The 22931-nt window shown below is 60.6% G+C and carries 19 protein-coding genes; 14 read left to right on the top strand and 5 right to left on the bottom strand.

Translation table 11 applies throughout. The features are described 5' to 3' along the window. Positions 1-83: 83 nt before the first annotated feature. On the bottom strand, positions 84-869 hold the full coding sequence (locus LOC54_RS02890; protein ID WP_279312324.1) for a DUF1653 domain-containing protein: 786 nt from the start codon (positions 867-869) through the stop codon (positions 84-86). Between the two features lie 71 nt (positions 870-940). On the opposite strand from LOC54_RS02890, the gene LOC54_RS02895 reads away from it, so the two are divergent. Further along, the gene (locus LOC54_RS02895; protein ID WP_408740281.1) at positions 941-1555 is read left to right on the top strand and encodes a hypothetical protein; all 615 of its coding nucleotides are present in this window, start codon (positions 941-943) and stop codon (positions 1553-1555) included. A gap of 3 nt (positions 1556-1558) precedes the next feature. Further along, entirely contained in the window at positions 1559-3232 is a 1674-nt protein-coding gene (locus tag LOC54_RS02900) for a M3 family oligoendopeptidase (protein ID WP_279312326.1), read from the top strand. Positions 3233-3285: 53 nt separating this feature from the next. Here LOC54_RS02900 and LOC54_RS02905 read toward each other — a convergent pair whose 3' ends face one another. Further along, the gene (locus LOC54_RS02905) at positions 3286-4146 is read right to left on the bottom strand and encodes a formate/nitrite transporter family protein (protein ID WP_279312327.1); all 861 of its coding nucleotides are present in this window, start codon (positions 4144-4146) and stop codon (positions 3286-3288) included. Positions 4147-4371: 225 nt separating this feature from the next. On the opposite strand from LOC54_RS02905, the gene LOC54_RS02910 reads away from it, so the two are divergent. The 3 genes from LOC54_RS02910 (at position 4372) to LOC54_RS02920 (ending at position 8251) form a co-directional block, all read left to right on the top strand. Then, positions 4372-5241 carry a hypothetical protein gene (locus LOC54_RS02910; RefSeq protein ID WP_279312328.1) on the top strand — a complete coding sequence of 290 codons (870 nt, stop codon included), beginning with the start codon at positions 4372-4374 and terminating at the stop codon, positions 5239-5241. 338 nt (positions 5242-5579) lie between these two features. Beyond that, positions 5580-6821: a putative DNA modification/repair radical SAM protein gene (locus LOC54_RS02915; RefSeq protein WP_279312329.1), complete on the top strand. Its 1242-nt coding sequence runs from the start codon at positions 5580-5582 to the stop codon at positions 6819-6821. Continuing rightward, a complete protein-coding gene (locus LOC54_RS02920) occupies positions 6818-8251 on the top strand; it encodes a TIGR03915 family putative DNA repair protein (protein ID WP_279312330.1) in 1434 nt (477 codons plus the stop codon). Before LOC54_RS02915 ends, LOC54_RS02920 begins: the two co-directional genes overlap by 4 nt. Before the next feature lie 32 nt (positions 8252-8283). On the opposite strand, the gene murA is transcribed toward LOC54_RS02920, so the two are convergent. The 3 genes from murA to LOC54_RS02935 are packed head-to-tail and all read right to left on the bottom strand — an operon-like array spanning position 8284 to position 10337. Then, on the bottom strand, positions 8284-9546 hold the full coding sequence (gene murA / locus LOC54_RS02925; RefSeq protein ID WP_279312331.1) for a UDP-N-acetylglucosamine 1-carboxyvinyltransferase: 1263 nt from the start codon (positions 9544-9546) through the stop codon (positions 8284-8286). Positions 9547-9588: 42 nt separating this feature from the next. Beyond that, positions 9589-10143, bottom strand: coding sequence for a dCTP deaminase (gene dcd, locus LOC54_RS02930; protein ID WP_279312332.1), 555 nt, complete (start codon positions 10141-10143; stop codon positions 9589-9591). After that, positions 10134-10337, bottom strand: a complete 204-nt coding sequence (locus tag LOC54_RS02935; RefSeq protein WP_279312333.1) for a hypothetical protein — start codon at positions 10335-10337, stop codon at positions 10134-10136. The genes dcd and LOC54_RS02935 overlap by 10 nt, the downstream gene beginning before the upstream one ends. Positions 10338-10499: 162 nt before the next feature. Between LOC54_RS02935 and LOC54_RS02940 the strand changes: the two genes are divergently transcribed. The 9 genes from LOC54_RS02940 to hflX all read left to right on the top strand — a co-directional run bounded on the left by LOC54_RS02940 (position 10500) and on the right by hflX (position 22893). Then, the gene (locus LOC54_RS02940) at positions 10500-10925 is read left to right on the top strand and encodes a hypothetical protein (protein ID WP_279312334.1); all 426 of its coding nucleotides are present in this window, start codon (positions 10500-10502) and stop codon (positions 10923-10925) included. Between the two features lie 196 nt (positions 10926-11121). After that, positions 11122-13737 (top strand): cation:proton antiporter, encoded by a 2616-nt coding sequence (locus tag LOC54_RS02945; protein ID WP_279312335.1) that lies wholly within the window; start codon positions 11122-11124, stop codon positions 13735-13737. A 98-nt stretch (positions 13738-13835) separates the two neighbouring features. Then, entirely contained in the window at positions 13836-14927 is a 1092-nt protein-coding gene (gene dusB / locus LOC54_RS02950) for a tRNA dihydrouridine synthase DusB (RefSeq protein WP_279312336.1), read from the top strand. Beyond that, entirely contained in the window at positions 14924-16057 is a 1134-nt protein-coding gene (locus tag LOC54_RS02955) for a nitrogen regulation protein NR(II) (RefSeq protein WP_279312337.1), read from the top strand. The genes dusB and LOC54_RS02955 overlap by 4 nt, the downstream gene beginning before the upstream one ends. 38 nt (positions 16058-16095) lie before the next feature. Continuing rightward, positions 16096-17553, top strand: a complete 1458-nt coding sequence (ntrC, locus tag LOC54_RS02960) for a nitrogen regulation protein NR(I) (RefSeq protein WP_279312338.1) — start codon at positions 16096-16098, stop codon at positions 17551-17553. Positions 17554-17594: 41 nt separating this feature from the next. Further along, a complete protein-coding gene (locus LOC54_RS02965) occupies positions 17595-19799 on the top strand; it encodes a PAS domain-containing sensor histidine kinase (protein WP_279312339.1) in 2205 nt (734 codons plus the stop codon). Next, positions 19789-21177 (top strand): sigma-54 dependent transcriptional regulator, encoded by a 1389-nt coding sequence (locus LOC54_RS02970; protein WP_279312340.1) that lies wholly within the window; start codon positions 19789-19791, stop codon positions 21175-21177. Before LOC54_RS02965 ends, LOC54_RS02970 begins: the two co-directional genes overlap by 11 nt. Positions 21178-21314: 137 nt before the next feature. Continuing rightward, a complete protein-coding gene (gene hfq / locus LOC54_RS02975) occupies positions 21315-21593 on the top strand; it encodes an RNA chaperone Hfq (RefSeq protein ID WP_279312341.1) in 279 nt (92 codons plus the stop codon). Next, a complete protein-coding gene (gene hflX, locus LOC54_RS02980; protein WP_279312342.1) occupies positions 21559-22893 on the top strand; it encodes a GTPase HflX in 1335 nt (444 codons plus the stop codon). The genes hfq and hflX overlap by 35 nt, the downstream gene beginning before the upstream one ends. Positions 22894-22931 lie beyond the last annotated feature (38 nt).

Below are 22931 nucleotides of genomic sequence, written 5' to 3' on the forward strand. Positions count from 1 at the left end.
AAACAGTCTGCACAGGAAGCCGGAAAGTACAACACTCACGGCACACGCGCAGCCCTTAACTGACGACACGCCGTAGGCAAGGATCAGATATACCGATCAGAAATAATGCCTGCTTTCTTCTGCGCAGGCAGAATACGCATCAGCCTTCCGTCTTTCCGGAAAAACACGTGCCAGGCCGCGCCGCCGATATGCAGAGCCAGCAGCAGATACAGCATCCACTGAGCCGTCGAATGCACTTGCCTCGCCATATCTCCCAGTGCATCACTGCCTGAAAAAGAGGGCAGGGGAATCACGTCAAACAGACGCAGCGACCTCCCGTTGGCCGCAAGAACATAGCCGCTCAGCGGCATCACCAGCAGCACGACGTAAAGCAGCAGATGCACAAACCCCGAAATCGCCGGAAAAAAAACCGGTCCGTCCTTTGCAGAGGGCCGGGGTGAGGAAAACCGCACGCCGATCCGGACAAAGGTAAACGCCAGAACCAGCAGCCCGAATGATTTGTGAAACATCATCAGGGTGCGGTGCGATGTGAAGCCGCCGGGATTCGCATCAGGCATCGTCGCCCCGACCCAGCCGAGGATGATCACCGCAATCACTAAAGGCGCACTCAGCCAGTGCAGGGTAATCAGACCGGAAGAAAAACGCGTCACACCCGTTTCCGCTCCGGAAACACGGGCGAATCTCGGACGCCCGTCCACCTCCTCAACCCACATCGACAGCGGACGCGCCCAGAGCGTTCCCTTTTCCTCACTGCGATAGGTAACGAGAGGCTCCTCCGTCTCGCTGTGCCGGACAACGGAAATCAGCGTGTAGAAACCACCTTTATAATGCCGGTACAGACCCGGCGACGGCAGAGATGAATCAGTCATATTTCGCTCCGGGCCATTCTCCGCCTATGATGCATCACATAACCAGTTCTGTGCAGCGGAGTATGACGCGCGTGCGCTCTTTTTTTAAAAATTCAGCCTGGAAGAAAACCGGCGCGGCCGCGCTGGCAGCCGGCCTCATAGTCACGCTGTCCTCACCGGACGCCCTGGCAACGGTGAAGAAACACAGCAGTAAACACTCGTCGCACCACAAGGTGCACCCGAAGGTCGCCTCCGCGGCAAAGCCCGTGGTGCTCACACAGCGGCCGGGAACGGAACTGGACAAGGTCGCACGCAAGCTCAGCGCCGACGATATCGCAACCTCACGCCGCCATCACGACGAACCGCTCGTCCTGATCGGCTCCGCGCAGATATCGGCAAAAGCGGGTGAGACCGGCCTCTTCGTGCAGCTCCAGTCCGCCTCGCTGTGCGGCTCGGCAGGCTGCTCGACGGATGTCTATCTCAACCAGAACGGAGACTGGCTGAAAGTCCTCGATTCCGTCAGCGGAGAGATCGCCATCCTCCCGACCGTGCATAACGGCATGCACGATATCATGGTCGACGGCTCGGACCGCTGGCGCTGGAGCGGCGGAACATACCAGGACACGATCACCGCACCGTCTGCCGGGAATCTGAAAAAACAGATCCGCAGCTTCCAGAAAAAAAACCACGTCAAGGATCCGGGCTGACCCATGACCCCGTCTTTCTCCTCGCTGTCCTTCCCCCGGCCTGATGAGGCCGGAATGACCGCCGCCTTCGCAGCCGTGGACGCCCTGCTCGATGCCGGCAACCGCAAGGACGCCCTGAACCGCTTCGACCAGGTCCGGCGGGAGATCGACAGCTGGGCCTCGCTGGCCCATCTCCGCTTCTCGCAGGATACAGGTTCCGCACAGGCCATCGCAGACCGGGACTACGCAGACCAGATCGCCCCCAAGGCCACGGCACATGAAGTCCGGATCAAGAAGCGCTTCCTGGCTGACCCGGACCGCGCCGGACTGACCGCACTCACCGGCGCGCACATGCTCCGCCTGTGGGAATGCGATATCGCCACCTTCGACGAACGCATCGAGGAGATGCTCGTCGAGGAATCGCGCCTTGCCGCGGAATACACCTCGCTCCTTGCCTCAGCCCGGATCACGGTCCAGGGCGAGACAGTCAATCTCTCCGGCCTCGCCCCCTGGCAGGAAAACCCGGACAGAGCCATCCGTCACGAAGCCGAACAGGGCCGCTGGGTCTTTTTCGAGAAGAACGGAGACGCACTGGACCGCATCTATGACCGGCTGGTCCGCCTCCGCCACGAGATGGCCCGCACCCTCGGGCACGAAACCTACACCCCGCTGGGATATCAGCGGATGCGCCGCGTGGATTACGGTCCCGAAGACGTGGCCCGCTTCCGGGACCAGGTGGCGGAACACGTCACGCCGCTCGTCGCAGCTCTGCTCCGGGACAGACAGAAGGACATGGGCTGGGACACGGTCCGGAGCTGGGATGAAGGCTTCATCGACCCGCTCGGCAACCCGAAACCGGCAGGTGATCACGACCTGCTCGTCAGCCGCGCGCAGGATATGTTCGACCGCATGGGCGGCGGCCTCCCGGCGTTCTACCGCATGATGAACGAGGGCGGCTATCTTGATCTGAAAAACCGGGAAAGCAAGGCCGGAGGCGGCTTCTGCACCGCATTCCCCGCCGTCGGTGTCCCCTTCATCTTCGCAAATTTCAACGGCACGGCCCACGACATCAACGTGTTCACACACGAGATGGGCCACGCCTGGCAGAACTGGGAAAGCCGCAATCTCCCGGGCATCGACCTGCTGTGGCCGACAATGGAAGCCGCGGAAATCAACTCGATGGGGCTGGAATTCCTGACTTGGCCCTATATCGACCTCCTGGTCGAGGACGGCGCGGCAGACCGCTTCCGCCGGATGCATCTGATCCAGTCGCTCTCATTCCTGCCATACGGCGTCTGCGTGGATCACTTCCAGCACGAAATCTACGCAAACCCCGACATGACACCGGCCGAACGCCACGCAACCTGGAAACGCCTCGAAAAGCACTACCTCCCGTGGCGGGACTACGGAGACCTCGCATATCCCGCAAAAGGCGGACGCTGGCAGGCACAGGGCCATATCTTCAGCTCGCCCTTCTATTACATCGACTACACGCTCGCCCTGGCCTGCGCCATGCAGCTCTGGCTCCGCTCCGGAAAGGATGAGGCCGGAACGATCAGGGATTACGACAGACTCTGCGCCCTCGGCGGATCAGCGCCCTTTACGGAACTCGTCCGGGAAGGGAACCTGAAATCCCCCTTCGGCCCCGGAGCCCTCAGGGATGTCGTGCGCGAGGCCGCGGAAGTCCTCAGAACATAAAAGCAGAAAACCTGCCGCACTCCGCAGTGCGGCAGGCCCCTCAGTCCGGCTTCCTACCGGCCCCGACGCCACCGGCGCTGACGCAGAATCAACTGCCCGGCCACCTGCGCGTGATTCAGAATCGCCACCAGCGCAATACCACCAATGCAATTACCCAGAAGCGTCGGCGCAAAGAACCGCGTCAGGTAATCCATCATGGACGCATGACCGGTAAACACCAGATAAGCCGCCTCAGCCGACCCGGCGATCGCATGCGGCAACTGACACATCGCAACCACACTCGTCAGAATGATGATCACCGCCGCCCGCGCCGTGTGCGCCGCAGGCAGCATCCACACCATCAGGGCAATCAGCCAGCCGGCAAACGCCGCCTGCTCACAGGTCGCGAAAAACGGCTGCGAGATCACATGAGACGCCAGCTTGACCATCGCTTCCCGCAAAGCCTCATCCCCCGGCGTGCCGATCGCCAGAAGAGCCGCCAGAAGAAACGTCCCCAGAATATTAGCCGCAAGAACCACGGACCACACCCGCGCCGTATCCGCCAGACGGCTACGGCCGCCAGGCGTCAGAACAGGAATCAGAGCCGTCAGCGTGGTCTCCGTAAACAGCTGCTGCTGCCCCAGAACCACAATCAGAAACCCGATGCTGTAGCCCGGAGCCGCCAGAAGACGCGCCCAGGGCGCATCAGGCAGCCCCGCGGAAATGGACGACTCCGTCAGAAACGAAAACCCGATCGACAGACCCGCAGCAAGCCCGGACCACGCCAGACTTCCCGTCGGACGCTTCAGCTCCTCCAGCCCCTGCTCCCGGACAATCTCATAAATAACCAGTGGTCCCGGAGCCGCACGCTCCTCAGCCTGCCGCTGCTCCCCCTCATCAAGAAAAAGAGACTCGGACCCCGCCGCATCAGTCATAGAAAACTCCTGTCATGACAGCCCGCAGCACGGAAAATCACCCGGAAAGGTCCGCACGCAGCCGGTGTAATAATCCGGAAAGAGGCAGGAAAGTTTCCTCAGGCCGTATCACAGGATGAGACTTCCGGGACTCCGGTAGATCGGGGGAGGAAAGCGGAAGGTCTGCTCTTGAAAATATTATAGAAAAACAGACTTTATAATCGAGATTATCAAGGAGTAAATTTCATGACAATGGAGACTGACCCGGCAGATTTAGAATTTCAGCGGGCGCTATATAATAATATGCGCCCTATTTTTGGAGATCAAATATCCGACGCGAGTATTGAAATATATGATACTGCAGGTTTTGAAATATCCGAAGAAGGGGCCCGCCCTTTTGTAGATTTCGTTAGATGGATAAATACGCGACCTCAATTTATATCCGAATGGCGTTCAGAAACAAAAACAGAACAAACACTCTATCCGAGATTTATGACAGTTACTCATGGAGTACGTTCGGCATATTCAGCTGTATGCTATCACTTGATGAGAATTAAAGAAATCGAGGCATCCGTCGATACCATTTTATCAAAATATGATTTTTCGAGTCAATTTAATCCAAATCAAATCGCTGCTTTTGGAAATATGCGGCAGCTTGATTTTGAATATCACGCGTTTGTAATAGCATACCGTCGTTGTTTGGATTATCTATCTTGGGGATTTTCAACTTATTTCAAACAATCGCAAAATTCTTATAAAAAATTCAAAAAAACTTTAGAAAGAGCCCAGCCACGTTCTGTTGCTGAAGCCCTCATGGCCGTCTACGAGAAGCACATAGAAAAATTCTCATTTGTCATTGGAACAGAACGGGGACAGTCTCTCAGAGATCGCATTGGTCATTCGGAGTTTGTGCCAGCTGCTACGATAAACGTAGGATCAAATGGACACAGGTTCGTCGGCGGAGGAGAAAATCTTCGGATATCTGATCCTAATGACGACCGTAAATTTTCAGTAATACTTGATGGAAAAGCGCATGATTTGCATAAGTGCATTTCAGATTTTCTATATCAGTTCAAAGATTCGGTAATTTCATTTGAGAATACTCATACTCGATGAAAATTTAACGGAATATTATCTACACAATATTCTTATTATAACATAGACAATCGTATTTTTTACATAAATATAGAAAAATCATGGAATATTCTATAATATATATGCACATGTAATTTAAAAAATATTAAAATATAGTGATTGTGACACTACATTGATGCCAGTTGGTTAATATCCTCTACTCGAAATCTGATTGGCCATGCCATATGTCCTATATGAAGGCGCAAGCAGTCGCGCTCACAACCAACAATCTTCCATATCCACTGCCACACCCGCACGAACTGCCAGCAGCACCAAAGCCACCCGTTGCACGCCATAAAAAAAGAACATAATATGAACAAATGTCATCCCTCAGTATCACCGAACGCTTGGAGATTCTGGCAGACGCCGCAAAATACGACGCCTCCTGCGCATCCTCAGGCACGGACAAAAGACACAGCCGCGACGGCAAAGGCATAGGCTCGACCCAGGGCTCAGGCATCTGCCACGCCTATGCCCCGGACGGCCGCTGCATCTCGCTGCTGAAAATCCTGCTGACAAACCACTGCATCTTCGACTGCCATTACTGCGTAAATCGCAAAAGCTCCAACGTCAGACGCGCAAAATTTACACCCGAAGAGGTCGTGGATCTGACGCTGAGCTTCTACAGACGCAACTACATCGAAGGGCTATTCCTCTCTTCCGGAATCATAAAATCCTCAGACCACACAATGGAGCAGATGACGGAAGTCGCCCGCTCCCTGCGCGAGGATCACGGCTTCCGCGGCTATATCCACCTCAAGACCATCCCGGAGGCAGATCAGGACCTGATCGCCCGCGCAGGCCGCTGGGCAGACCGCGTTTCCATCAACGTCGAACTGCCCACGGAAAAAGGTCTGGCCGAACTGGCGCCCGACAAGAACGGCACCCGGATCGAAAACGCCATCGCCCATATCGGAAACGTCATAACAGAAGCAAAAGATGCACGAAAACGCTTCAGACACGCCCCACGCTTCGCCCCGGGCGGACAGTCAACCCAGATGATCGTCGGAGCAGACGCGGCAAATGACAGCCAGATCATCGGCAGGGCAGGGCTACTGTACAGCCGCTACAGCCTCCGCCGCGTCTATTATTCCGCCTTCAGCCCCATATCCGAGGCCAGCGCGGTCCTCCCCCTGAAACGCCCGCCGCTCATCCGCGAACACAGGCTTTATCAGTCAGACTGGCTCGTCCGCTTCTACGGCTTTTCCGTCACAGACGTGCAGAACGCCACAGACGCCACAGGAATGCTGCCACTCGATATCGACCCCAAACTGGCCTGGGCCCTGCGCTACAGAGACAGCTTCCCCGTCGATATCAACGCGGCCCCGAAAGACATGCTGCTCCGCGTCCCCGGGCTCGGAACAAAAGCCGTCGGAGCCATCCTGCAGGCCAGACGCCACCACCGCCTCCGCCTTGACGATCTGAGCCGTCTCACACGTTCGATCGCAAAAATCCGCCCGTTCGTCATAACTGCAAACTGGAAACCAACCCTCCTGACAGACAGGATCGACCTGAAAAAACGCCTCACACCCCAGTCGGTCCAGACGGAACTGTTCACATGACCCCCGAAGAGCCCCGGCACGACAGGCTGCACACCGTCACCATCACCTGTCCGGATGATCCTCAGGAATGGCGCGACAAGGCAAGACGCCTGGCCGCAGCAGAAATCCCGCCCGGGATGATCCGGTGGACGGAAACAGACGAAACCGCCACAGACCTGTTCGGAACATATTGCGAAACAACGGATATCCCGCCCGCCCGAAGAACCGTCAGAGCCAGCCGGGCCTTCCTGCACCTCGCCGGAAGCGTCCTGCTGCACAGGGACAGAGCCCGCTTCCCCGCATTATATCGCCTGCTGTGGCGGTTGCAGGGCGCCCCACATCTCATGGAAAACCGGGGTGATCCGGACGTCCACCGGCTCATGATCATGGCCGGACAGGTCCGCCGCGATATCCACAAAATGCGCGCCTTCGTCCGCTTCCGCCATATCGGAACGCCGGACGGAGAGGAACGCTACATCGCATGGTTCGAACCGGATCATCATATCGTCAGAGCCAACAGCAGCTTTTTCATAAACCGCTTCGCCAGCCAGAACTGGTCGATCCTGACGCCGGATCTCTGCCTGCACTGGAACGGAACCGAACTCAGCGAAACAGCCGGAGCCCGGAAATCAGACGCTCCTGCAGAAGACGCAACCGAAGAACTGTGGCAGCGATACTACGCATCGATCTTCAATCCGGCACGCCTCAAGATTTCCATGATGGTCAGGGAAATGCCCCGTCGTTACTGGAAAAATCTCCCCGAAGCCCGTCTGATCCCGGAACTGATCGCCGGTGCCCAGGCGCGTGAGGCCGCAATGGTGGAGACAGGCGCAGACCCGTTCCCCGGACCGCCCCCCGAAACACTGCAGGAGATCGCGGCAGGCATCGCCACCTGCCGCGCCTGCCCGATCGGCTGCAACGGCACCGCCGCCGTCGCAGGGCAGGGGCCGGAAAAAGCCCGTCTGCTGATCGTCGATGAGCAGCCCGGAGAAGCAGAACTCAGTCAGGGATCACCCCAGACCGGACATGCCGCGCAGATACGCAGCCGACTGTTCCCGCACAGCCGCATCACCTACGCCATAAAACACTTCAAATTCACACAGAACGGCAATTTCCGCCTGCCAAAACCCGCCGATGCCAGAGAAACCGATATCTGCCGCCGATGGCTGAATGCAGAACGCCGGATCATCCGCCCGGACATCATCCTCGCACTCGGCCCCCGTGCAGGCCGCGCCATCCTCGGCCGCACGCCCTCCCTGGAACGGGAACGCGGGCAGTTCATTCCTCTGCCGGACGGCTCCCGGCTGATCCTCACCGCTCATCCCGCATCATTCAACGCCCTCAGCCCGGAATCCCGGCAGAAAGCAGAGGAAAAACTGCAGAACGACCTGGACCTGATCCCGCAGGACTGCCTTCAGCCAGCCCCCGAACCCGGACTTTCGGCTGAATAACCGGCGATCAGGCCCGAACCCCGCTCCTCAGGCTACTCCCGCACACGCTCAATCAGCGCACCACAGGCCGAAAGCTTCTTCTCCACAGCCTCATATCCCCGGTCCAGGTGATACACGCGGCTGAGGATCGTCTCCCCGTGCGCGGCAAGCCCGGCAAGAATCAGGGAGAAGGAAGCCCGCAGATCCGTCGCCATCACAGGCGCACCGGACAGACCATGCACCCCGCGTATGATCGCGGAAGACCCGTGAACATTGATCCGCGCGCCCATACGGTTCAGCTCGGGAACATGCATGAAACGGTTTTCGAAAATCGTCTCCGTCACCATCGACGCCCCCTCGGCCACGGAAAGCAGCGCCATGAACTGCGCCTGCATGTCCGTAGGAAAACCGGGATAAGGCTCGGTCATGATATCAACACCGCGCAGCGCGCCCGTCCGGCGCACCCGGATGCCTTCCGCGTCGGACGTGACCTCAACCCCGGCCTCCTCCAGCGTGCGAACCACGGCCCCCAGATCATCCACCCGACCGCCGCGCAGATAGAGATCACCCCCCGTGATCCCCGCCGCACAGGCATAGGTACCGCATTCGATACGGTCCGGCATGATCCGATGCTCCGCACCGTGCAGAGCCTCGACGCCGTCAATCACCAGCGTTCCGGTTCCGGCTCCGGAAATCCGGGCACCCATACGGTTCAGACACTCCACCAGATCGGAAATCTCCGGCTCCCGCGCCGCATTGACGATCTCCGTTCGCCCCTTGGCCAGCGTCGCGGCCATCAGAAGATTTTCTGTCGCCCCCACAGAGGCAAACGGCAGGACGATCCGGTCGCCCGTCAGCCCCTTCGGAGCCGTCGCATGAATATAGCCGCCCTCAAGCCGGATCTGCGCCCCCAGACCCTCCAGACCCTTCAGATGCAGATCAACCGGACGTGTCCCGATCGCGCACCCGCCAGGCAGCGACACCCGCGCCTCGCCACAGCGGGCAAGCAGCGGACCAAGCACCAGAATGGAGGCCCGCATCCTCGACACGATGTCATAAGGAGCCTCGGTCCCGGTGATGCTGCCGCCAATGGACAGCGTTCCGCCATCCCCCTTCACATCCTCCACGGCAACGCCATGCTGCAGCAGCAGGGCCCGCATCGTGTCCATGTCCGCAATCCGCGGCACATTGGTCAGAACCAGCCGCTCTTCCGTCAGAAGCCCGGCAACCATCAGCTTCAGCCCGGAATTTTTCGCACCGCCGATAGCGATCTCGCCACGCAGAGGGCGGCCGCCGCGAATGATGAAACGATCCATGACTGCTGATAACTCCTGGTCAGTATCCGGAGAAAAGGAATTCTAAAGACGTGGCGTGGTGACGCCCGCCTGACGCATATATTTACCGGCCCGGTCGGCATAGCTGATCTCACAGGGCGACGCGCCCTGGAAAAACAGGAACTGACAGATCCCCTCATTGGCATAGATCCGCGCCGGAAGAGGCGTGGTGTTGCTGATCTCGATCGTCACCTGGCCCTCCCATTCGGGCTCCAGCGGCGTCACGTTCACAATGATGCCGCAGCGCGCATAGGTTGATTTGCCAAGACAGACAACCAGCGTATCCCGGGGAATACGGAAATACTCAATCGTATGGGCCAGCACGAAACTGTTCGGCGGAATGATGCACACATCCGCTTTGCGGGAGACGAAACTGTCCTCCGTAAAGGCCTTCGGATCAACAATGGCATTGTTCACATCGGTAAAGATACGGAACTCATCCGCCACGCGCGCATCATAGCCATAGGAAGACAGCCCATAGGAAATAACACCGTCACGCTTCTGATTTTCCACAAACGGCTCGATCATTCCGTCCCGGAGCGCACGTTCACGGATCCACGTGTCGGGCATTATCGGCATGAAGGGTCTTTCCTCTCGTTCGCATCGCCCGCATCCCCCGAGCCAGTCTCAGCCCGCGCACGAGCCTGAGCCTTGCGACGAAGCAGATTGGCACGCAGCGCCGCCGCCTCTTTCTCCAGACGCTGCTGACGCGCGGCTTCGGCATCTGGTGTAAGGTTCGGCTTGTCGCCGCGCAGGGAAGAAGGGTCAGACATAGGCCCGGAAAACTGAAAAATCAGGAAACAGGGACCGGACCCTAGCCCAAGTACAGGCATGATGCCAGACGCGCGCGCAAGAAACAGCAGCCGGAGTGTTGCGTCTGATAGCCAGCAGCTTATCCTGCCTCAAAACAGCGGCGACAGAGACGGAGAACGCGGATGAAAATGTCAGTGAATGGCCGGATGACAGGCCGGATATGGCTGTCAGGCCTGTCTTTCCTGGCGGTGGCCTCCGCATTCCCCGCTGTTGCGGCCTCGAATCGTACAACACCCTCCACCCCGTCGCCTGAACAGGCCACCGGACCGGACCCGGCGACGGAACGCCTGAACGCAGCCCAGGAAGGCGCGAACTATCGCGGCCCGGTCTACTACCCCGGCCAGAAGGTTCAGCCCGCGAGCGCCGCCGTCGTTGCCGCACCGGTCTCTGCCCGTCAGACAGCCCTTCCCGTGGTAAAGGACCTCCCCGCGGACCCGGCCACGGAGCGCCTGAACGCAGCCCAGGAAGGCACGAACTACCGCGGCCCGGTCTACTACCCCGGACAGCAGATTCAGCCCGCCCGGAGCGCAGGAACAATCGCTCAGTAAGTTTTTCCGGATAATCACAAAAACAGCGCGTCGTTTTTCCTATTATTACCCGGGTAATAACGGGAGAACGACGCACTTCAGGCCGATAATGCCCGAAGGCCGTTTTTTCGGGGAACTGAACGGCCCCGGGTGAGTAAATTACAGAACTGATAATAAACCGGCCCGGGTGGTCAGGAGCAGGGAAGAGACAGAACATATGGAGGTGACAGGGCTCGCGGCCGTGCTTCTGGCGACGGCGCTGCTGCTGGTGGTGGTGAGTGCGGTGCAGCCGGTGGCGCGCCGTCTGGAAGTGTCCGAAACCGTGCTTCTGGCGGTGGTCGGAATTATTATCGGTGTCGGAACAGACCTGGTCCTTACGCATATTCCCGCGCCGAGTGCCAACGGGGAACTGCTCAACGGAGCGGCGGCAACCGCGCTCAGCGGCATGGCCGAAACCTTCCGGGATCTTCCCGTAAGCGCTGAGGTCTTCCTTCTGGTCTTCCTGCCTGTCCTTGTGTTCCAGGGGGCGCTGGCCATCGACGTGCGCCGTCTTGCAGACGACGCCGCAACGGTCCTCCTGCTTGCCGTTGTCGCGGTCGTTGTCTCCACCGCGACGATCGGACTTGCGGTGTTCCCGTTCTCCACCATGCCGCTGATCGTCTGCCTGCTGCTCGGGGCGATCGTGGCAACCACGGACCCGTCCGCGGTTGCGGGCATCTTCCGCGATATCGGCGCGGCGGAGCGTCTGACGCGGCTGGTGGAAGGGGAGGCACTGCTGAACGACGCGGCCGCCATCGCGATCTTCTCCATCCTGCTGGATGCGGTCACCTCACACCATCAGATTCATGTCGGGTTCGCAGCACTCGGGTTCTTTATCTCCTTCGGCGGAGCCATCATCATCGGCATCATTTTCGCCCGGCTGATGCTTTATATGATTGCGGCACTGGGTAATGCGCCCGCAGCGGAGACAACGCTGACCGTGGCGCTGCCCTACATCACCTACATCATCTGCGATGAGGTGATCGGCGTTTCCGGCGTGGTGGCAACGGCTGCCGCAGGTCTGACCATGTCGGTCTACGGTCCGTCCACTTTCCGCCCGCAGACATGGCGCTTCCTGAACGAGCTGTGGCAGCAGCTTGTCTTCTGGGCCGGCTCTCTCGTGTTCGTCATGGCGTCCATGCTCGTGCCCAAGCTGCTTCTGGGCGTGACCAAATGGGACATGGTGCTGGTTCTGATCGCCACTGCAGCAGGCCTTATCGCGCGTGCGGCCGTCGTGTTCGGACTGCTGCCGCTGCTCAGCCTGACGCGCCTCGCTCCTCCGGTTCCGATGCCCTACAAGGCGACGATGGTCTGGGGCGGACTGCGCGGTGCGATCACGCTGGCCCTGGCCCTTTCCGTGACCGAGAACTCCAGGGTCTCAACACCCGTCGCGCATTTTATCGGTATCATCGCCACCGGTTTCGTGCTGATCACGCTGCTGGTGAATGGCACGACCCTGCGGTCTCTGGTGCTGTTTTTCCGCCTGGATCAGCTGTCTCCGATCGATCAGGCCATGCGTCATCAGGTGCTGACGATCGCACTCAACCAGGTGCGGGAGCGGGCGAAGGAAACCTCGGAGGAGCTTGGATTTTCCTCCGATGCGACGCGCTCGGTCATCTCGGCCCTGGGACGCAGGGCACAGGAGGAAGGGTCCGCAAACGCCATCGACACGGCGCTGGGTGACAGGCAGCGCGTGACGCTGGCACTGATCACGATTGCCAATCAGGAACGCTCGATCCTGCTGGACCTGTTCCGTATCCAGGGTCTGACCAGACGCGTGATGGAAACCATGCTGCGTACGGCAGAAGCCATGGTGGACGGCGCGCGTCTTGAGGGGCGGTTCGGCTATGTCCGCGCCCTCCGCCGTCGCCTGCGGCCCAGCCTGAGATTCCAGGCAGCAGAACTGATCCATCGCTGGTTCGGCTATGACCGGATGCTGATGGAGTGTCTTTCCGAACGGTTTGAGATGCTGATGGTCACGCATCTGGTCTCAATCTCCCTGATGCGGTTCATGCGCGAGCGGATGAAGCCCACCATGGGAGCCCGTATCAGCGATATCGTGGCTGAGGTCCTGCTGCGTCAGCGCAAGATGCTGGATGAGGTTCTGGCCAGTCTCCGCCTGCATTATCCCGGCTATTCCGAGGCTCTGGAGGAGCGGATTTTCCGCCAGATCGTGCTGCGGCTGGAAAGCGTCGAGTTCGATTCGATGCATTCCGAATCCATGATCAGCGACGAACTGCACCGCGAGCTGGTCAAGGAGGTTGAGCGCCATCGCCAGCGCCTGAACCAGCGGATGAAGTTCAGCCTGAAGAACAGTATTGAGCAGCGTCTGCGGGAGGCCGAGATTTTCAGGGAACTGCCCGCGGCAGCCCTTCATGATCTGGCGATGTCCTCCGCGCTGTGTTTCCCGTCGCCGGGCCAGCGCCTGTATCGCCGGGGCAAGAAGGTGCGGTGGGTGTCCTTCATCAGCGCCGGTCTGGCGGAGATGCATATCACGGATCAGGAAATCCTTTTCGGAGCCGGGGATGTCGTCGGGGCGATCGAGGTGATGGAAGGGCGTCCGATGCCTGCCACCGTGCGGATGGTGCAGTTCGGGCATATCCTGATGATCCGCGCCGAGAAATTTCGTCAGATCATTGAGGATTACCCGAATATTCTCACGGGGCTGTCAGCGCTTCAAAACCGGCTGGAAGCAGCGGAAAAGGCACTGCCCGTTCCGGAACCTGCTCCGCTGCCGGAGAGTGCGGAGCCGCTGCGGATCTCGCATGATATGACGGAACCGGGAGAAGCCTGAGCGGACCTACCGGTTGCGGGTTCTGAATTGCGCTGCACGGATTTTGGCCTTATACTGGCTAAATCCTGTGCAATATGTGTAAAGAAAGAGCATCCTGTATGCTGCTGGCCCCGATTGATCTTGGCGGCGTCGTGATTGAGCGTCCGGTGATTCTGGCGCCGATGGCCGGAGTGACGGATCTGCCATTTCGTCGTCTCGCGCGTCGTCTGGGCGCGGGGCTGGTGGTGTCGGAGATGATCGCGTCCTGGGCCATGATCAGGGAAAACGAGAGCACGCTCCGTATGGCCGAGGTTGCGGATACGGAAGGGCCGAATTCCGTGCAGCTTGCCGGATGTGATCCGGACGCGATGGGAGAGGCGGCGCGGATCGCGGTCGGCAAGGGGGCCGGCATCATCGATATCAATTTCGGCTGTCCGGTGAAGAAGGTGGCGGTCGGGCAGATGGCCGGGTCCGCTCTCATGCGGGACGAGGCCATGGCCGGGCGTCTCCTGTCGGCGGTCGTGCGGGCCGTTGACGTGCCTGTCACGCTGAAGATGCGGATGGGCTGGGATCATGATCACCTCAACGCGCCCGTCCTTGCACGGATCGCGGAGGATGCGGGGATCCGGATGGTGACCGTGCACGGGCGCACGAGGCAGCAGTTCTATAACGGCATCGCCGACTGGGCCTTCGTGTCTCAGGTGAAGCGGGCCGTGGGGATCCCGGTGATCGTCAACGGAGACATTCTGACGGTGGATGATGCGCGGACGGCGCTGCGTCTGTCCGGAGCGGACGGGGTGATGATCGGTCGCGGCTGCTACGGGCGGCCGTGGTTTCCGGCGCAGGTCGCGCAGTCCCTGCTCAGCGGCGTTGACGTGCCCGATCCGACCCTGGCGCAGGAACACGCCATCGTGCGGGAGCATTACGGCATGATGCTGGCGCATTTCGGTGAGGGGCCGGGCATGCGTCTCGCCCGCAAGCATGTGTCTTGGTATTCGGCGGGGCTCCCGGATTCTGCGGGCTTCCGTTCCGCGGTCAACCGCATGGACCGGGCGGAGGATGTGATGACGGCGGTTGATGCGTTCTACGAGCGGCAGATTGGGGCAGGAGCGGTACGTGAGCCGCGCCGTTCGCATCATGAGGCAGACAGGCAGACTGCGGATGCCGCCGCCGTTTCCGCGGTGCCTCAGTCCGCCCTGTGTGACGCATGAGTGCTCCTGTCTGTGAGCGTGTAAGAAAAGTGACGGGAACCGAAACAGACAGCGAACTGGTGCTTGAGAATCTGCCTGCGCCGGTTGTGCTGGTCGATGGCAGGGACCGTATCCGCGTCGTCAATCACGCGGCGGAGAATTTCTTCGCCCGGTCGCGCACCCTCATCAGGGGGCGGTCCCTGAAGGAACTCGTGCCTGCCGATCATCCGCTGTTCCTTCTTCTTGAGCACGTGCGTTCCTCCGGCGGCGGGATGGCGGAGCACGGGGTGATGTTCACCTCTCCGCGCTTCCATCATGAAGGGGTCACGGTTCTGGGCACGCCCGTTCCGGAGCGGCCCGGTCAGGTTGTTCTGTCCTTCAGCAGCGAGAAGGCGGCGCGGACGCTGGACCGGCATCTGGCATTCCGCTCCGCAGCCCGCAGCGTGTCCGGCATGGCGGAGCTTCTGGCGCATGAGGTCAAGAATCCGCTTTCCGGCATCCGTGGCGCGGCGCAGCTTCTGGAAGCATCCGTGCCGCCTGAGGACAGGGAGCTGGCCGTTCTGATCCGGGACGAGGCAGACCGCATCCGTGCTCTGGTCGAGCGGATGGAGATGTTCGGAGAAAAGCCGGTCGGGCGGCGTCCCGTGAACATCCATAAGGTTCTCGAACATGTGCGGCTTCTGGCGGAGAAGGGATTCGCCCGGGGGCTTACGATCACGGAGCGGTATGATCCGTCGCTTCCGCCCGTGTGGGGCAACCGGGATGAGCTGATCCAGGTTCTGCTCAATCTGATCAAGAATGCAGCCGAGGCGATCCGCGGAGAAGGCGGGCAGGGAGAGGGGGAGATCACGCTGCTGACGGCCTACCGTCCCGGCCTGCGCCTTGCCGTGCCCGGTTCCGGCAGAAAACATCATCTGCCTCTGGTCGTGACGGTTCGGGATACCGGGCCCGGCATCCCTGAGGCCGTGCGCCCTCATCTGTTCGAGCCTTTCCTGACGACCAAGGTTTCGGGGTCGGGTCTGGGGCTCGCACTGGCAGGAAAGATCATCAATGATCATGGCGGGGTGATTGAGGTGGAAAGCCGTTCCGGCTGTACGGAATTCAGCCTTCATCTTCCTGTTGTTTCCGAGGATACCGGTCGCCCGGCGTGATCCCGCGGCCCAGACAGACGGAAAAGATTCTTCAGACTATGGCGCTTCCCACAATCCTGATCGCGGATGATGACCGCTCAATACGCACGGTTCTCAGCCAGGCGCTCGGCCGGGCCGGGTATCAGGTGCGGACGACCGGCAGCGCCGCGACACTGTGGCAGTGGATTGAGGACGGGGAGGGAGATCTCGTCATCACGGATGTGGTGATGCCGGATGAGAACGGGCTGGAACTGATCCCGCGCATCCGTCGCCTGCGTCCGGACCTGCGGATTCTGGTCATGAGCGCACAGTCCACACTGAGCACGGCCGTCAAGGCGACGCAGCGCGGAGCGTTCGAGTATCTGCCCAAGCCTTTCGATCTGACGGAGCTGCTGGAAGTTGTGGCGCGTGCGCTGTCCGCGCCTGTCGCGCAGCCTGGCTCTCATGCTCCGGTACAGAGGGATCAGGCGCTGCGGCCCGAGGAGCGGATGCCGCTGATCGGCCGGTCCGTGGCGATGCAGGACATCTACCGGATCATCGCCCGGCTTACGACGTCCGATCTGACCGTGATGATCCACGGGGAAAGCGGGACGGGCAAGGAACTGGTCGCGCGTGCCCTGCATGAATATGGCAGTCGCCGGACCGGACCGTTCGTTGCCGTCAACATGGCCGCGGTTCCGCGTGACATGATCGAGGCGGAACTGTTCGGGCTGGAGCACGGCAGCTACGGAAGCGGAGGCCGGTATCCCGGACGGTTTGAGCAGGCTGCGGGCGGAACGCTGTTTCTGGACGAGATCGGGGACATGCCTCCGGAAACGCAGACGCGTCTGCTGCGCGTGCTGCAGGACGGCGAATATGTGACGGTTGGCGGTCGCCAGCCGATCCGCGCGGATGTGCGGATTATCGCCGCCACCCAGAGGGACCTGCACCAGGCCATCCGTGCAGGAACGTTCCGGGAGGATCTGTTCTACAGGCTGAACGTCGTTCCCGTGCGTCTTCCGCCCCTGCGGGAACGGTCTGAGGACATACCGCTTCTGGCCCGCCATTTTCTGGAGATGTGCGTCAGTCCGGACGGGGTGCAGCGCGTGCTGGCGGAAGATGCGGTGCCGCGGCTGCAGGCCTGGCGCTGGCCCGGAAATGTCCGTGAGCTTGAAAATCTGATCCGGCGGATCGTGGTGCTGCATCCTCAGCAGACGATCACGGGCAGCCTGATCGATCAGGAGCTGGCAGAGACGGTTCAGGAGGATGTCAGGGCGAAGGATGAGGGAAAGGCAGAGGCGCTGGTGGATGCCGTCACCAGGCATATCCGGAGATATTTTGCCGATGGCCAGCAGGATTCGATCCAGGATCTGTATGACCGGGTGATTGCGGAGGTCGAACGCCCCCTGATCCGCATGACGCTGGCAGCCACACGGGGAAATCAGATCCGGGCCTCTGCCATCCTGGGGCTGAACAGAAACACGCTGCGTAAGAAAATCCGGGATCTTGATATCCCGGTCGTGCGCGGTGTCTGCTGACGGCGGCGCAGTTGCGTAACCCGTCTCAGAAAAGGGGACTGATGCGCGGGCTGCTCCGGACCCTGGAGATGCGCCGCGTCACCCTGGCCCTGATCGCCCTGGCGCTGGTCCTGGGTTTTGCGACCTTCATGGTGCTGTCCGGCGGCCGCGCCTTTGCGCATCATCCGGCCCTGCAGATCAGCGTGTTCATCCTGACAACTCTGGCGATCCTGCTGCTGGTCCTCGCCGTAAGCCGCAGGATCTACCGTCTGCTGACCGACCGGAGGCCCGTGGCCGGAACGCGGCTGCACGTGAGGCTTGTGGCACTGTTCAGCCTTGTGGCCGCAGCCCCGACGCTGCTTGTCGGCCTCTTCGCGACGCTGTTTTTCGATTACGGCATTCAGATATGGTTCTCGGATCGTGTGAACACCGCGCTGAGCGAGGCGCTTCTGGCGTCCCGGGGGTATCTGACCGAGCATAACGCCAATATCCGCACCGAGGCGTTCTCCCTGGCGAACTATATCGCAAGCGCGGAGAGCGAGCTTTCGGCAAACGGTACGGATCTGATGCATGATCCGGACGCGCTGGGGCAGCTTCTGGACAGCCAGGCAACTGTCCGCGGGCTGACCGAGGCGGTTGTCTATGATCCGATATCGAACAGGGTGACGGCATCGGGCGGACTGCTGGCACGGGCGGGATATCAGGAGCAGCTTCCGCCTCCGGCCGCGACTATGATGGCCCGGACGAACGAGGTGGCGATTTTCGACAGCCCGGACGAGAAAACCGTGCGGGCCGTCGTGTCACTGGGCGAGACGCCTGAGCGGATGCTGGTGATCACCCGGCCGGTTGATCCCGAGATTCTGGGACATATGCGCAAGACCGGCCAGGTGGTCGCGGATTACCGGCGTCTCAACCATAACCGCGCGAAGATCCAGGTCACCTTCGTGATGATTTTCGCGCTTGTCGCGCTGCTCGTCCTGGCTGCCGCGGCATTCATGGGGCTTGGCCTCGCCAACCAGATCGTCCGGCCTCTCGGGCTTCTCATGGTGGCGGCCCGGCGTGTGAGTGAGGGAGACCTTTCGGTCCGCGTGCCCGAAATCCGGCGCGATGACGAGGTGTCTGATCTGTCGCGAGCCTTCAATCTGATGACGGATGAACTGGCGAGCCAGCGGTCTCAGCTGATGGTCGCCTATGAGCAGATCAATGAGCGGCGGCGATTTACGGAGGCCGTGCTGTCAGGGGTGTCGGCCGGTGTGATCGGTCTGGATGCGGAGCAGCGGATCGAGCTTCCGAACCGTGTGGCATCGGTGCTGCTGAATACGGATCTGATGGTGTTCACCGGGCAGCCGCTGGCGCAGGTGGTGACGGAATTCGCGCCGCTTCTGGCCGAGGTCAGCCTCGCACCGGACCGCGTCGTGACGCGTGAGATCCAGACGGGGCAGAGCGGTCTGAAGCGGATGCTGTTCGTGCGTGTGAGCGCGGAAATGCGCGGCAGTGTTCCCGAGGGCTATGTCGTCACGTTTGATGATATGACTGCGCTTCAGGTGGCACAGAGGAAAGCTGCCTGGGCGGACGTGGCCCGGCGGATCGCGCATGAGATCAAGAATCCCCTGACGCCGATCCAGCTTGCAGCGGAGCGCCTCAAACGCCGGTTCCTCAAGGAAATCACCTCCGATCCGGACACATTCCGCCAGTGCGCCGATACTATCGTGCGTCAGGTGGGCGATATCGGCCGGATGGTTGACGAGTTTTCGGCTTTCGCACGTATGCCGCAGCCGGTGATGGCATCGGAGGATCTGGGACGCCTCGTGCGTGAGAGCGTCGTGCTCCAGCGTGACGCCCATCCGGACATTGTCTATAATGTGATCGTGCCGGAAAAAGGTCCTCAACTGCAGTGTGACCGCCGCCAGATCGGTCAGGCACTGACGAATCTCCTGCAGAATGCGGCGGATGCGATTGCCATGACGGGGCGTAAGGAAGAAGATGGGGAAGGACATATCGGTACCGTCCGGCTCTGCGTTGAGGTGCGGGACGGTCTGGTGCTGGTGAGTGTGTCCGATGATGGTCTGGGCCTGCCGCAGGAGGACCGTGACCGGCTGACCGAGCCCTATGTCACCCATAAACCCAAGGGAACGGGGCTGGGGCTGGCCATTGTGAAGAAAATCATGGAAGATCATGATGGTGACTTCCAGATACGCGAACGCGCGGACGGACCGGGGACAGAGGCTTTGCTGATTTTGCCGTTTAGGGGAACTGATGGCGTATGAAATCCTGATCGTCGATGACGAGCCGGACATCCGTATGCTGATCGAGGGTATTCTGGTGGATGAAGGCTATGAGACCCGTGTGGCCGGTGATTCCGACGCCGCACTTGCTGCGTTCCGTGCGCGCCGTCCTGCCATGGTCATTCAGGATATCTGGCTTCAGGGCTCGAAGATGGACGGGCTCGATGTACTGAAGCAGATGAAGGCCGAAGAGCCCGATATTCCTGTCGTCATGATCTCGGGCCACGGAACCATCGAGACGGCGGTGTCCTCGCTGCGTTTCGGGGCCTATGACTTTATCGAGAAGCCGTTTCAGTCCGACCGTCTTCTCGTGATCGTCCAGCGTGCCCTGGAGGCGTCCCGCCTAGCGCGGGAAAACGCGGAACTGAGGCTGCGGGCCGGTCCTGAGAGCGTTCTGTTCGGCGAAAGTCCGGCCATATCGGCAGTACGCAATCAGGTTGAGCGTGTGGCTCCGACCGGGTCGCGCGTGCTGATTTCCGGCGCTCCGGGGACAGGCAAGGAGGTTGCCGCGCGCATGATCCATGCGCGGTCCCGCCGGACGGACGGGCCGTTCGTCGTTCTCAACTGCGCCACTCTGGAACCCGAACGGTTTGAGGAGGAGCTTTTTGGTCTGGAGGGCGCGGAGGACGTGCCGCGCCGGACCGGTGTTCTGGAGCGCGCCCACAGCGGCACGCTGTTGCTGGATGAGGTTTCTGATATGCCGCTGCAGACGCAGGGCAAGATCGTGCGCGCGCTGCAGGACCAGAGTTTCGAGCGTCTGGGCGGATCGCAGCGCGTGCGGGTCGATATCCGCGTGCTCTCCACGACCAACCGTGATCTCGAGGCGGAAATCGCGGCAGGCCGCTTCCGCGAGGATCTGTATTACCGGCTTGCGGTCGTGCCGCTGCGAATCCCGGCGCTGCGCGAACGGCGTGAGGATATGCCCGGTCTGGCGCAGCTCTTTCTGCGCCGCACTTCCGAAGCTGCGGGCCTGCCCTGCCGTGAACTGGCAATCGATGCGATTGCCGCACTTCAGGCGTATGACTGGCCCGGAAATGTTCGGGAACTGCGGAACCTGATGGAACGTTTGATGATCATGATGCCTGGCGGCAGCAGTGATCCGATTCGTGCTGATATGCTGCCTCCGCAGATCAGCGAGGAGGCTCCCGCGCTGCTCCGGGTTGATGCGACGGCTGATGTAATGGGACTGCCTCTGAGAGAAGCGCGTGATCTTTTTGAGACGCAGTATCTCCAGGCGCAGCTTCTCCGATTTGGCGGGAATATCAGCCGCACTGCGGGATTTGTCGGAATGGAACGGAGCGCACTGCACAGAAAGCTCAAGCAGCTTGGCGTAACCTCTGAGGAGCGGGGGAGTATCTGATTACAGCAGGTCTGCCTTCTCTTCGGGACGGCTTGCCGTAAAAGCGCGGATCATAAATACTCAATCTGATCATATATTGCCGGATGGCGGCTGACCCGTTACGGGTCCAAAAACAAAAATATGCAGGATGCATTCAGGTGTCGAAAGAAACATTGCAGAGCGTTCAGGATCTTTTTCTGGGTCATCTCAGGCGTGCCCGGGCGCCGGTGACTATCTTTCTGGTCAACGGCGTGAAGCTGCAGGGCATTATCACCTGGTATGACGAGTCCTCGGTTCTTCTTCGCCGGGACGGCCATACCCAGCTTGTGTACAAACACGCGATCAGCACTGTAATGCCGCTGGCCCCAGTGGATATGCAGGGTGGCACCGGGACAGCGGAGAGTGACGGGCGCTTTGTCGACGATTTCTCCAGCTGAGACGCAGAAAGCCCCGACGCGCGCGGCGGTTATTCTTCCATGGGAACGGCCTGAGCGGGATCAGGATGTCCGTGCGGCGGACGCACGGCTTGAGGAAGCTGTCGGTCTTACCGCATCGATAGGGCTGGTGATCGTGCGCAGCGCGGTGGTGCTCCTGCGTGCAAGGCGACCGGCCACACTTCTGGGAGCGGGCCAGGTGGAGGCCCTGCACGATCTCGTCGTGGCGGAGGAGATCGGGGTTGTCGTCGTGGATGCGAGGCTCTCGCCCGGGCAGCAGCGGAATCTGGAGAAGGCGCTCGGCTGCAAGGTGGTGGATCGGACCGGCCTGATTCTCGATATTTTCGGTGCACGCGCGGCAACGAAAGAGGGGTCGCTGCAGGTCGAGCTGGCGCATCTGGAATACCAGCGCTCCCGTCTCGTCCGCCTGTGGACCCATCTTGAACGGCAGAGGGGTGGCTTCGGCTTCCTTGGCGGTCCGGGTGAGACCCAGATCGAGGCTGACCGGCGGATGATCGGGGATCGCATCGTCCGGCTGAAGAAAGAGCTGGAACAGGTCCGCCGCACGCGTGGTCTGCATCGGAGTGCGAGAAAGCGGGTTCCGTTTCCCGTCGTGGCTCTGGTCGGCTACACCAATGCCGGAAAATCGACGCTGTTCAACGCTCTGACTGGAGCCGGCGTTTTTGCCCAGGATCAGCTTTTCGCCACTCTGGATCCGACGATGCGGGCGATCAGCCTGCCGTCAGCGCGCCGGGTGATCCTGTCCGATACCGTGGGATTTATCAGCGACCTTCCGACCGAACTGATTGCGGCCTTCCGCGCGACGCTGGAAGAGGTTGCGGAGGCCGATATCATTCTGCATGTGCGGGACATCGCACATCCGGATACGAATGCGCAGAAAGAGGATGTCCTGAGCGTCCTGTCCGGAATGGAGCAGGACGGGATGCTCGACTCCGGCTGGCACGGACGCATGATCGAGGTGCAGAACAAGGTGGATCTGATGGGCGGGCTTGCCGCGATGCCGAAAATGCCCGGTGTCGTCCCCCTGTCAGCCATGTCCGGAGAAGGTCTGCCGGATCTTCTGTCCGTTCTTGATGCGCGGCTTATTGCAGCCATGGAGATAGCGGAATATTGCCTTCCCGTGTCCTCGGGAGCGGCTCTGGCCTGGCTTTACCGTCATGGTGAAATGCTGGAACGGACGGATGACGAGAGTTCCGTTGCGGCGACTGTCCGGCTGATGCCGGCAGACCGTGCCCGGTTTGAGCTTCAGTTCTCGGAGGATCTGCAGTCCGGGGCTGCATGAGGTGTCGGTAGGGTCGGAAGACCGCGCACCGCTGTCCG

The sequence above is a fragment of the Acetobacter sp. AN02 genome, assembly GCF_029759835.1.
Classification (GTDB): domain Bacteria; phylum Pseudomonadota; class Alphaproteobacteria; order Acetobacterales; family Acetobacteraceae; genus Acetobacter.

Excerpts from the sequence above, each read along its gene's own strand:
- LOC54_RS02890 (WP_279312324.1), bottom strand. The coding sequence starts at position 869 with ATGACTGATTCATCTCTGCCGTCGCCGGGTCTGTACCGGCATTATAAA.
- LOC54_RS02900 (WP_279312326.1), top strand. The coding sequence starts at position 1,559 with ATGACCCCGTCTTTCTCCTCGCTGTCCTTCCCCCGGCCTGATGAGGCC.
- LOC54_RS02905 (WP_279312327.1), bottom strand. The coding sequence starts at position 4,146 with ATGACTGATGCGGCGGGGTCCGAGTCTCTTTTTCTTGATGAGGGGGAG.
- LOC54_RS02910 (WP_279312328.1), top strand. The coding sequence starts at position 4,372 with ATGACAATGGAGACTGACCCGGCAGATTTAGAATTTCAGCGGGCGCTA.
- LOC54_RS02915 (WP_279312329.1), top strand. The coding sequence starts at position 5,580 with ATGTCATCCCTCAGTATCACCGAACGCTTGGAGATTCTGGCAGACGCC.
- LOC54_RS02920 (WP_279312330.1), top strand. The coding sequence starts at position 6,818 with ATGACCCCCGAAGAGCCCCGGCACGACAGGCTGCACACCGTCACCATC.
- murA (WP_279312331.1), bottom strand. The coding sequence starts at position 9,546 with ATGGATCGTTTCATCATTCGCGGCGGCCGCCCTCTGCGTGGCGAGATC.
- dcd (WP_279312332.1), bottom strand. The coding sequence starts at position 10,143 with ATGCCGATAATGCCCGACACGTGGATCCGTGAACGTGCGCTCCGGGAC.
- LOC54_RS02935 (WP_279312333.1), bottom strand. The coding sequence starts at position 10,337 with ATGTCTGACCCTTCTTCCCTGCGCGGCGACAAGCCGAACCTTACACCA.
- LOC54_RS02940 (WP_279312334.1), top strand. The coding sequence starts at position 10,500 with ATGAAAATGTCAGTGAATGGCCGGATGACAGGCCGGATATGGCTGTCA.
- LOC54_RS02945 (WP_279312335.1), top strand. The coding sequence starts at position 11,122 with ATGGAGGTGACAGGGCTCGCGGCCGTGCTTCTGGCGACGGCGCTGCTG.
- dusB (WP_279312336.1), top strand. The coding sequence starts at position 13,836 with ATGCTGCTGGCCCCGATTGATCTTGGCGGCGTCGTGATTGAGCGTCCG.
- LOC54_RS02955 (WP_279312337.1), top strand. The coding sequence starts at position 14,924 with ATGAGTGCTCCTGTCTGTGAGCGTGTAAGAAAAGTGACGGGAACCGAA.
- ntrC (WP_279312338.1), top strand. The coding sequence starts at position 16,096 with ATGGCGCTTCCCACAATCCTGATCGCGGATGATGACCGCTCAATACGC.
- LOC54_RS02965 (WP_279312339.1), top strand. The coding sequence starts at position 17,595 with ATGCGCGGGCTGCTCCGGACCCTGGAGATGCGCCGCGTCACCCTGGCC.
- LOC54_RS02970 (WP_279312340.1), top strand. The coding sequence starts at position 19,789 with ATGGCGTATGAAATCCTGATCGTCGATGACGAGCCGGACATCCGTATG.